Raw genomic sequence first — 10,467 nt, forward strand, 5'->3', positions numbered from 1 at the left:
GCGGCTTTTTTGCGTGCGCGTTTGGAATGAGGACCAGGATGAACGTGACCGTAGCACCAGACATGAAGGGGACCACCGGCGTCCTTTCGCGTGGCCGAAAGCTGGTCGTCATCGGCAACGGCATGGCGGGTTGCCGCGCGGTGGAGGAAATCCTCTCGCGCGATGGCACCCGCTTCGACGTGACGATCTTCGGCGCAGAGCCGCGGGTGAACTACAACCGCATCATGCTCTCGCCTGTCCTCGCCGGCGAAAAGACGTTCGAGGAAATCGTCATCAATGGCCAGGACTGGTACGATGACAACCACATCCAGCTGGTATCGGGCGACCCCGTCGTCGGCATCGACCGCCAGCAGAAGCACGTCATCACGCGCTCGGGCCGGATCGAGAACTACGACACGCTGCTGATCGCGACGGGTTCGGACCCCTTCATCATTCCGGTTCCGGGCAAGGATCTGGACGGTGTGGTCACTTTCCGCGACCTCGACGACGTCGACAAGATGCTGACCGCTGCCGAAAAGGGCGGTAGCGCAGTCGTCATCGGCGGCGGCCTGCTGGGGCTTGAAGCTGCCCACGGCCTCTCGCTGCGCGGCATGGACGTCACCGTTGTTCACCTGATGCCGACGCTGATGGAACGTCAGCTTGATGAAGCGGCGGGCTACCTGCTCAAGGCCGAGCTTGAAAAGCGTGGCCAGACCATCCTGACGAGCGCCAATACCAAGGAAATTGTTGGCAAGGACGGCAAGGTTTCGGCAGTCCTGCTGGAAGACGGCACCGTCATCCCCGCCGAGATCGTGGTCATGGCCGCCGGCATCCGTCCGGCCACCGGTCTTGCGAAGGAAGCGGGACTCGATGTCGAGCGCGGCATCCTGGTCGACGACCACATGGTCACCAGCGATCCCGACATTCTTGCCGTCGGCGAATGCGTCCAGCACCGCGGGCTTTGCTACGGCCTCGTCGCGCCGCTGTGGGACATGTGCCGCAGCCTTGCCGATTATGCCACCGACACGCCTTCGGGCTACGGCGGTTCCGTCACGTCGACCAAGCTGAAGGTATCGGGCATCGACCTGTTCTCTGCCGGTGACTTCACCAGCGGCGAGGACTGCGAGGACATCGTCATGCGCGATGCCAGCCGCGGCATCTACAAGCGCGTCGTGGTCAAGGACAGCAAGATCGTCGGCGCCGTGCTCTATGGCGATACGGCGGACGGTAACTGGTACTTCGACCTTCTCAAGAAGGAAGAAGACATCTCCGACATCCGCGAGGCGCTGATCTTCGGTCAGGCCTTCGCCAGCGGAGGTGCCTTGCTGGACCCTAACGCCGCCGTTGCCGCCCTTTCGGACGACGCAGAAATCTGCGGCTGCAACGGCGTGTCGAAGGGTCAGGTCGTCTCTTGCATCAACAACGGCGCGCACAGCCTCGACGCGGTCCGCTCGACCTGCAAGGCCTCGGCCTCCTGCGGGTCGTGCACGGGTCTTGTCGAAAGCCTGCTCGCCGTCACGCTGGGCGAGGACGCGGTCGAAACCGGCCCCAAGACGATGTGCAAGTGCACCAGCTTCACCCACGACGACGTGCGCGCGCTGATCCTTGAAAAGAACCTCAAGGCGATCCCGCAGGTCATGCAGGAACTGCACTGGTCGACGCCCGACGGCTGTTCCTCGTGCCGTCCGGCGCTCAACTACTACCTGCTCTGCGCATGGCCCGGCGAATATATCGACGACCAGAAGAGCCGCTTCGTGAACGAACGTCTTCACGCCAACATCCAGAAGGACGGCACCTATTCGGTCGTGCCGCGCATGTGGGGCGGCATCACCAGCCCCAAGGAGCTGCGCGCCATCGCCGACGCGGCAGAGAAGTACCAGGCCCGCCTCGTCAAGGTGACCGGCGGCCAGCGTATCGACCTGTTCGGCATCAAGAAGGAAGACCTGCCCGGCATCTGGGCGGACCTGAATGCCGCCGGCATGGTTTCGGGCCACGCCTACGGCAAGTCGCTGCGCACGGTGAAGACCTGCGTCGGCAGCGAATGGTGCCGCTTCGGCACGCAGGATTCCACCGGCCTCGGCGTCCAGATCGAACGGATGACCTGGGGCAGCTGGATGCCGCACAAGTTCAAGATCGCCGTCAGCGGTTGCCCGCGCAACTGCGCCGAAGCGACGATCAAGGACTTCGGCGTCGTCTGCGTGGACTCGGGCTACGAACTGCACGTCGGCGGCAATGGCGGTATCCACGTCCGCGCGACCGACCTGCTTTGCAAGGTGGAGACCGAGCAGGAGGCGATGGAACACTGCGCGGCCTTCATCCAGCTCTACCGCGAGGATGCGCGTTACCTCGAACGCACCGCCCCGTGGATCGAACGCAAGGGTCTCGACTGGCTCAAGGAGGCGCTGTTCTCCGACCCCAACACGGTCAAGGAACTGGCCCGCCGCTTCCGCTATTCGCAGCGTTTCTCGCAGGACGATCCGTGGGCGCAGCGCGCCGGCGGCGACCGCGCGGACCTGCACAGCCACCTCGCCGAGGTGCGCCCGCTTCAGATCATCTCGGAGGTTGCATAATGCCTGTAGGTAAGTGGCTTGACGTCGGCACGGTCGACCAGATCGAACCGGGCACCGCCCGCACGCTCCCCGTCGAGGGGCGCGAGGAGCTGGCCGTGTTCCGCACCATGCGGGGCGAGGTCTTCACCATCGTCAACAAGTGCCCGCACAAGCAGGGCCCGCTCAGCCAAGGCATCGTCCACGGCAATGTCGTGGCCTGCCCGCTGCACAACTGGAACATCAGCCTCGAAACCGGCCGCGCGCTGGGCGACGATGACGGCTGCGTGCCGACGATCCCCACCAAGGTCGAAGGCGGTCGCATCTTCCTGCTGCGCGAGGCGGTCCTGAACCCGCAAGTCGCGGACGCCGCCGACGAAGCGCCCAAGGCCGCGGCCTGACACGATGACGAAGATCGCCACCACCTGTGCCTATTGCGGCGTCGGCTGCGGCGTGATTGCCGACACCGGCGAAAACGCGGCGGCGCGGCAGGTGGCGATCTCTGGCGACAAGGCGCATCCGGCCAATCACGGCAGGCTCTGCGTCAAGGGCACCATGCTGGGCGACACGGTCGGGATGGAAGGGCGGCTAACCGCCCCCTTCATCGGCAACCGCCGCGCAAGCTGGGACGAGGCGACGCGATTCGTCGCCAGGACCTTTGCCGACACGATTGCCGAGCATGGGCCGGACAGCGTCGCCTTCTACGTCTCGGGCCAGTTGCTGACCGAGGATTACTACGCCGCGAACAAGCTGATGAAGGGCTTCATCGGCTGCGGCAACATCGACACCAATTCGCGCCTCTGCATGGCAAGCGCGGTTGCCGCGCATAACCGCGCATTCGGCGAAGACTACGTGCCGGTAACCTATGACGATCTCGACGAGGCGGACCTGATCGTCCTTGTCGGGTCTAACACCGCGTGGTGCCATCCGGTCGTGTGGCAGCGGATCGAGAAGGCGCGCAAGGAACGCGGCACGAAAATCGTCGTCATCGACCCGCGCCGCACCGAAACCGCCGCAGAGGCCGATCTTCACGTCGCGATCGCGCCTGACGGCGACATCCCGCTGTTCCGCGCACTGCTGGCCGAGATGAAGGCGCGGGGCGCGGTGGACGAGAGCTTTGTCGCGCAGCATTGCAACGTGCCCGAAGGCTTCTGGGACGGCCTCGACGGCGCGCTGGGCGAGCACCTTCCCGACACGCTCGCGGCGCTGGCCGACATGGTTGCGGCGCATCCTCGCATGGTCACCGTGTTCAGCCAGGGATCGAACCAGTCGGTGCGCGGGACCGACAAGGGCAATGCGATCATCAACCTGCACCTCGCCATGGGCCGCATCGGCAAGGCGGGCGCGGGGCCGTTCTCGATGACGGGCCAGCCCAATGCCATGGGCGGGCGCGAAGTCGGCGGGCTTGCCTCGACGCTGGCCTGCCATCTCGGCTTTTCCGAGGACGAGGTGAGCGCGGTCGCCGACTTCTGGCAGGCACCTGCGATGTGCAGTGCGCCGGGCCTCAAGGCCGTCGACATGTTCCGCGCGGTCCACGATGGCCGGATCAAGGCGATCTGGATCATGGCGACGAACCCCGCGGTCTCGATGCCCGATGCAGGCTTCGTCCGCGAGGCGCTGGAAAAGTGCGATTTCGTCGTCGTCTCCGACTGCATGGCCGATACCGATACCGCGCGTTTCGCCCATGTCCGCCTGCCCGCGCTGGGCTGGGGCGAAAAGGACGGGACGGTCACCAATTCCGAACGCATGGTCAGCCGCCAGCGCGCTTTCCTGCCAGCCGCGGGCGAAGCGCGGGCCGACTGGAAAATCATCGCCGACGTCGCCGCCGCGATGGGTTTCGGCGATGCGTTCGGTTGGCAAAGCGTGTCCAGCGTCTTCCGCGAATATGCGGCGATGACGCTGCTGCCCAAGCAGCGCCGCCTGCAGCTCGACCTCACCGACAAGGCGCAGCTTTGCGACGAGGAATACGATGCAATGGAACCGTTCCGCTGGGGCGGCGTGGACCCACTGCTCGAAACCGGTTTCTCCTTCCCCGACCGCCGCGCGCGCCTGATCGATGTCGCCCCGCTGGCCGCTGTTGTGGTCGACCCCGCTTTCCCGCTGCGGCTCAATACCGGACGCTACCGCGACCAGTGGCACACGATGACGCGCACCGGCCTTTCCGCCCGCCTTGCCCGCCACCGCAGCGAGCCGCTGGTCGAAATCCATCCCGCCGACGCGGAGAGCTTCGGCATTACCGACGGCGGCCTTGCCCGTATCTCCACCCCGCGCGGCAGCACCGTGCTGCGCGCAAAGGTGACCGACGGGCAGGCGAAGGGCACGATCTTCTCGCCCATGCACTGGACCGACCTGTTTTCGAGCGGCGGGCGCAGCAACCGGCTGACCGCGCCCCATGTCGATCCCGTCTCCGGACAGCCCGGCTTCAAGGACTGCGGCGCCGCTATCGAGGCGGTAGCGCCCGATTGGCGCGCGTTTCTCGTCTCGGCGACCGAGCCCGACCTACCCGAATGCCTCTACTGGACCAAGGCGAGGCAGGCGAAAGGCTGGCTGGTCGAACTGGCAGGGCTGGGCGAGGCACCGGTTGGCGCGCTCATGCCCGGCGGACGCTACATGGAGGCCGAAGACGTCCGCCGCGGCATGAAGCGCGTTGCCGCGCTCGACGACGATGGCCGGCTGTCGGCCGCGCTCTTCGTGACCTGCAGCGGCGACCTGCCCTCGCGCGAATGGATCGCCGCGCAACTGGGCGACCGCGACCTGACCACTGCCGAACTGCTGGCCGCGCGACCGGCAGAGGCGATGCCCGACCCCGGCCCGCAAGTCTGCGTGTGCTTCGATGTCGGGCTCAACACCATCCTTGCCGCCATCGCCGACCAGCGCCTGTCGAGCGTGACGGCCATCGGCAAGGCTCTCAATGCCGGGACCAACTGCGGCAGCTGCCGTCCGCAGCTGGCCGAGATCCTGCGTGACACCAACATGGCGGAGGCTGCGGAATGACCCAGTTCGATTTCGGAGACGTGTGGCTGGTGGGCGCTGGCCCCGGCGATCCCGACCTGCTGACCCGCAAGGCAGAGCGCCTGATCCGCGAAGCCACCGTTGTCTTCTATGATGCGCTGGTGGGCGAGGGCGTTCTTGCGCTGGTCCCGCCCCATGTCCGCATGGAGCCTGTCGGCAAGCGGTCGGGCCGCCATTCGAAGGACCAGGCCTCGATTGACCGGCTGATCGTGGAGGCTGCGCTCGCTGGAGAGAAGGTCGTGCGCCTGAAGGGCGGGGACCCCGCAATCTTCGCCCGCGCGAACGAGGAACTCGAAGCCTGCCGCGCCGAGGGCATCCGCGTCTCGATCTGCCCCGGCATCACGGCAGCCAGCGCCGCCGCCGCTGATCTGGGTGTTTCGCTCACGTTGCGTGGACTTGCGCGAAAACTGGTATTTGTCACCGCGCATTCAAAGAATGGGGCGACGCTTGATCTCGATTGGCAAAGCCTCGCCGACAAGGACGCGACGCTTGCCGTCTACATGGGCAAGGCAGCCGCTCCGACAGTGTCGCGGAAATTGATCGAGGCTGGGCTGCCAGTTGATACGCCGGTTGCACTGGTCGAGAATGCCAGCCTTGGGAATGGCACACGGATCGTCACACGCCTCGACCTGTTGGGCCTGACCGCCAATGCGGCCCTGACCGACAAGCCAGCGGTGATCTTGATCGGCCGAGCGCTTGGCGAAAGTACCTTCGCCACGTCTGGTTTCTACGGCCCGCAGCAAAAATCAGTTGAAAATAGCGGCAGCGTGGGGGGCTGAGCACTACTAACACCTGGGACAAGGCACGAAGCCAACTTCAGCGGGCAGAGGAAGAGACATTCTCCCAGCATTTGAATGCCCGCCATTGGCTGGTCCGATGCGCTAGTTCACGAATTTTGCGATTACCCTACCGGACAATAATGGGTACCTGCTTTAGGTCTTCACGCAGGTGGCAGCCTGTCCAGTCCACGCAGCCTAAACCGCAACGAACCGCCACTGCCTGCCCGACCAGTCTTCAAGCTGACTATTGCTCTGCATCGGTGAGCAGATCCTGCCAGAACATTACCGCAGCCCAACCGTAATAATCGCTGTTTTCCTTCTTGGCGAAGCCATGGCCTTCGTTCTCGCCGACAAGGTACCAGACGTCCTCTCCGGCTGCGCGGACGCGTTCGACGACTTGGTCTGCTTCCGACTTGGGTACGCGTGGATCGTTGGCTCCCTGGATAACGAACAAGGGATCCTCGATTTCGTCGATCCTTTTAAGAGGCGATATCTCCTCGAGCTTGGCCCGCTGTTCGGGATCGCGCTCGTCGCCGTACTCGGCGCGGCGGAGGTCACGGCGATAATCTTCTGTATTTTCGAGGAAAGTGACAAAATTCGAGATGGCGACATTGCATTCCGCGCCGACGAGTTGCTCGTCATAGGCAAGGATCGAAGCATAGCACATGTACCCGCCATAGGATCCGCCGCGAACGCCTATGCGGTCGGCATCGATGGCGGGATCATCGCCTAGCTTGTCGAGAAACGCTCCGATGTCGCGTACCGAATCTTCTCGCTTGAATGGACCGTTGTCGAGGCTGACGAACCGCTTTCCGAAGCCGGTAGAGCCGCGTACGTTTGGCATGAACTGCGCGACACCAAGCTCGTTCAGGTAATAGTTACGGCTACCGAGAAAACCAGGACGATATTGAGATTCCGGGCCGCCGTGGATCGATATGAGAAGAGGGCGGGGGCCCGGGAATTTCTTTGGATCGGGGCGGTAGAGCCAGCCGGAGATCTGTTCGCCATCGAAACTCGCCACTTCGACGAGCTCAGCCTCGACGTTATCCATCGGGTCGAGCCCGCCAGTTTCGGAACGGGTCCAGCGTGTCACCTCGAACGAAACGGGGTCGATCGAATAAGCATCTGCGGGGCTGGTTGCGGAGGTGAAGGTAAAGCCGAGCGGTCCCCAAGGCGCGAATTCGAGACTTCCGATCAAGCCCGCCGGCAACGTGTCGACGCGGCGCTCCTCACCCGTTGCCGTATCGTAGAACCATAGCTGGCTTGAGCCCTTTTCGTTGGTCACGACCGCCAGCGTTCCGCCGTCTTCTGAAAGCTCGATTCCGGTAATTTCCCAGCCACCGAACTCGCCTTGGCGCACGAACTCGCCGCTTTCGCGATCAAGTGTTCCGAGGCGCTTGATATCGGAGCCTATGTCGGCGGTGAGCCAGACAGTGCCGTCCGGAGACTCTGCGAAACTGCCAAAGGCTTCGTCGGGAGCAGGATCTCGAACGGGCTCGAGCTTACCCGTTTCAATGTCGAGTTCGTAGACGTCCATGTTGGTGATCGAGACATAGCGAATGACCATCAGTTTCGATTTGTCGCGGCTGAACCCCCCGGGAAACCAACCCACGCCCGGCGCTTCGTATACTAGCCGCTCGGTCGAAGGATCGCGCGGATCCATGATGTAAAGGTCGCCTAGCTTCCCCGTTCGTTTGGTGGAGGAAAAGGCAATCAGTTCGCCGTCTTCGGTCCACCCCCCGAAACCGTTCCGACTTTCGCCATCGGTCAGCAAAACGAGTTTGCCATCTTCCCAGCGATAGAGCTGCGAAAATTCATTACCGCCTGCATCCTTCGAGACGATAATCATCGAGCCTGTAGGATCGATTGTCGCACCGACCGGTTCGTTTTCAAAGGTCAGCTGCTGGCGCGCACCCATCGGCATGGCGACGCGGTGGACCTGCCGAACATCGCCAAAGCGGGTTGAAACCAAGATAGAACGGTCGCTGGCATCCCAGCCCATGAAACTGGCGGTACGGTACTCTTGGTAAGGCCGGGTGGCTTCGACGAGAGCGATGGGGACTTCAGGCATTCCGCTGGTGGTAAGTTCCGCCGGTTTCGGCGCCACTTCCGCCGGGGTTTCTGCGAGGGTCTGCGTGGCGCCCGCCAAGGCAATTGTGGCAATTCCAAATTTCAGCGACACTTTCACCTGGTTTCCCCTGAAGCGATGTTCAATGCGGACCAAGCTAGGCGAATGTGTCCGGCAGGGGCAAGGTGGATCCTTTCAAGTGATACCATACGTCGGGTTCGCGTTTCGTTGCCCAACTTGTTGGTATGAGAGGCTTCTGCTGACCGACGCCTGAGAGTAGTGGACACACATCAGCAGCCTTCGGATTGACGAGAGGCCGTCGGATGTGGGGGCGGGCGCAAATAGTCGCCATTCGGTTGACGCCCCCTAATTCTGACATAATCCCTCGTCACGACTGTGGTGCGAGCAGCCTGTGGCAACCAAGACTCGCCCAACTGATGAGGCGGCTGATGAAATTGCCCGTTACACGCCTTGGTCCGCAGCAAATCGGCGGAATGAGCGCTATCGCTGCAACTATGGCGGGCCTGATCTATCTCTCGCTTGCGCAAGCGCCGGTGTCGATGATCGTCGTAAATCTTGCCGCGCTTGGTTTTGGGATGCTGCTCCTCCTGGGTGAACGTATTGCGCGCAGTGGAGGTGGTTTCACTTCCACCCTGATGCTCGTCATGGCGTTGCTGCTGTTGGTCACCGCTCTCTTCGGCGAAGCCACGGAAGGGGCGCGGCGCTGGATCATGGTTGGCCCGCTGTTCATCCAATCGAGCCTGATCGTGCTGCCCGCCCTCATCCTGCTGTTCGTGGGGCGCAGGACCATGCTTTCCGTGCTGGCAATGGTGATTGCGGCCCTGTCTCTGGCCCTGCAACCCGATCGGGCGATGGCAGGTGCGTTGCTGGCCGCTATGGTGACCTTGTCGGTTGTCAGGTTCGACCGCACGCTGCTGATCCCGTTGGCGGCAAGTCTTGCTGCCTTTACGGTCACCGTCGTCCGTTCCGATACCGTGCCTGCGGTGCCGTTCGTCGATCAGGTCTATTACAGCGCATTCGAGCTGCACTGGCTTTGCGGCGCACTTGTGCTTGGTGGTACGGCGCTGCTGCTCCTGCCGGCCTTCGCCGCGGCATGGTCGACAGGGACCGGGCGCGACCGGTGTATCGTCTTTGGCACGATCTGGCTCGCGCTGATCCTTGCCGCAGCGCTGGGCGATTATCCGACACCGGTCGTCGGATACTCCGGCGCCGCAATTCTCGGCTACGTGCTCAGCATCGCAGTTTTACCGCGCAAGACTTGCAAGCAAACGACCCGCGAGTTGCAAGCCGATGATGGCGAACGTTCTTTGCGCGAGGGCGAGGACATGAAACGCATTCCCGTCATGGAATGAAGGCGGCATGCTGGCATCAGAGTTGGGTAAGGGGCAGGAGCCGTGAATCCTCCAATGCCGCGGTGCGGTGGCCGATTGCGGATGTCAGGTATGCTTCATTGCTGGCAAAGGCGATGAACGCTTCGACACTGGTCTGCCGCACCAGCATCACGCGATCCCAGCGCTCTTCTTCGGGTCCGATGAAGAATGCACCGCCAGCGCCCATGAACAGCAGTTCGCCGCCGCTTTTCAACAAGTGCGGCATTGTCTCTTCTACGTAGAGATCGAATGCCTGTGCTCCGCCAATCGCTTCTGCAGGTGCCAGTTCAGGATTGCACGAATAGTCTGCGATTTCCCGAAAACGCAGCAGGTTCAGCATTACGACCGAACCGGCAATCTTTCGTCCGAAAAGTGCCATCGCGGATTGCTGTGTCGGTTCAAGATATCCGGTCATATTCAAGTCCAAAATTCTGTTCAGAAGAAGTGGCGGCAACAGTTGGTCAATTTACTTGGCAATGCCGGGTGTTTTTGGCGGATTTCCGCCGTTATTTACGCAGATTTCGAGGGGCAAGAGCTGTCACTATCGGATCAAACTGCGGAAATCGTTGTATTTAAAATTGCTACTGACACGTTTGTATGCATGTTGCCCCGACTAGTTCCGGTCCGTTCTTTCGATGGATTCGGAGAGTAAAGCCGGGGGGCAGCAATGGCAATTTTGAACAATCATCTTT

Annotated in this window: 7 protein-coding genes; 5 read left to right on the plus strand and 2 right to left on the minus strand. The window is 62.6% G+C overall.

Features of this window, described 5'->3' with window-relative positions; translation table 11 throughout:
• Positions 1-62: 62 nt before the first annotated feature.
• The 4 genes from nirB to cobA are packed head-to-tail and all read left to right on the plus strand — an operon-like array spanning position 63 to position 6,316.
• Entirely contained in the window at positions 63-2,549 is a 2,487-nt protein-coding gene (gene nirB, locus KIH45_RS02945; RefSeq protein WP_213174681.1) for a nitrite reductase large subunit NirB, read from the plus strand.
• Positions 2,549-2,926 (plus strand): nitrite reductase small subunit NirD, encoded by a 378-nt coding sequence (nirD, locus tag KIH45_RS02950; RefSeq protein WP_213174472.1) that lies wholly within the window; start codon positions 2,549-2,551, stop codon positions 2,924-2,926. The genes nirB and nirD overlap by 1 nt, the downstream gene beginning before the upstream one ends.
• 4 nt (positions 2,927-2,930) lie before the next feature.
• Entirely contained in the window at positions 2,931-5,519 is a 2,589-nt protein-coding gene (locus KIH45_RS02955) for a molybdopterin-dependent oxidoreductase (RefSeq protein WP_213174473.1), read from the plus strand.
• Positions 5,516-6,316: a uroporphyrinogen-III C-methyltransferase gene (gene cobA, locus KIH45_RS02960; protein WP_213174474.1), complete on the plus strand. Its 801-nt coding sequence runs from the start codon at positions 5,516-5,518 to the stop codon at positions 6,314-6,316. Before KIH45_RS02955 ends, cobA begins: the two co-directional genes overlap by 4 nt.
• Before the next feature lie 244 nt (positions 6,317-6,560).
• Here cobA and KIH45_RS02965 read toward each other — a convergent pair whose 3' ends face one another.
• Positions 6,561-8,387 (minus strand): S9 family peptidase, encoded by a 1,827-nt coding sequence (locus tag KIH45_RS02965; RefSeq protein ID WP_213174475.1) that lies wholly within the window; start codon positions 8,385-8,387, stop codon positions 6,561-6,563.
• 434 nt (positions 8,388-8,821) lie between these two features.
• On the opposite strand from KIH45_RS02965, the gene KIH45_RS02970 reads away from it, so the two are divergent.
• Positions 8,822-9,757: a hypothetical protein gene (locus KIH45_RS02970; RefSeq protein ID WP_213174476.1), complete on the plus strand. Its 936-nt coding sequence runs from the start codon at positions 8,822-8,824 to the stop codon at positions 9,755-9,757.
• A gap of 16 nt (positions 9,758-9,773) precedes the next feature.
• Here the strand turns inward: KIH45_RS02970 and KIH45_RS02975 are convergent, their stop codons facing one another.
• Positions 9,774-10,229 (minus strand): DUF1330 domain-containing protein, encoded by a 456-nt coding sequence (locus KIH45_RS02975; RefSeq protein ID WP_213174477.1) that lies wholly within the window; start codon positions 10,227-10,229, stop codon positions 9,774-9,776.
• Between the last annotated feature and the right edge of the window lie 238 nt (positions 10,230-10,467).

Source organism: Croceicoccus gelatinilyticus, assembly GCF_018398395.1.
Taxonomy (GTDB): Bacteria; Pseudomonadota; Alphaproteobacteria; order Sphingomonadales; family Sphingomonadaceae; genus Croceicoccus; species Croceicoccus gelatinilyticus.

Coding starts and splice junctions, on each gene's coding strand:
- nirB (WP_213174681.1), top strand. CDS start 63: ATGAAGGGGACCACCGGCGTCCTTTCGCGTGGCCGAAAGCTGGTCGTC.
- KIH45_RS02970 (WP_213174476.1), top strand. CDS start 8,822: ATGAGGCGGCTGATGAAATTGCCCGTTACACGCCTTGGTCCGCAGCAA.
- nirD (WP_213174472.1), top strand. CDS start 2,549: ATGCCTGTAGGTAAGTGGCTTGACGTCGGCACGGTCGACCAGATCGAA.
- KIH45_RS02965 (WP_213174475.1), bottom strand. CDS start 8,387: ATGCCTGAAGTCCCCATCGCTCTCGTCGAAGCCACCCGGCCTTACCAA.
- KIH45_RS02955 (WP_213174473.1), top strand. CDS start 2,931: ATGACGAAGATCGCCACCACCTGTGCCTATTGCGGCGTCGGCTGCGGC.
- cobA (WP_213174474.1), top strand. CDS start 5,516: ATGACCCAGTTCGATTTCGGAGACGTGTGGCTGGTGGGCGCTGGCCCC.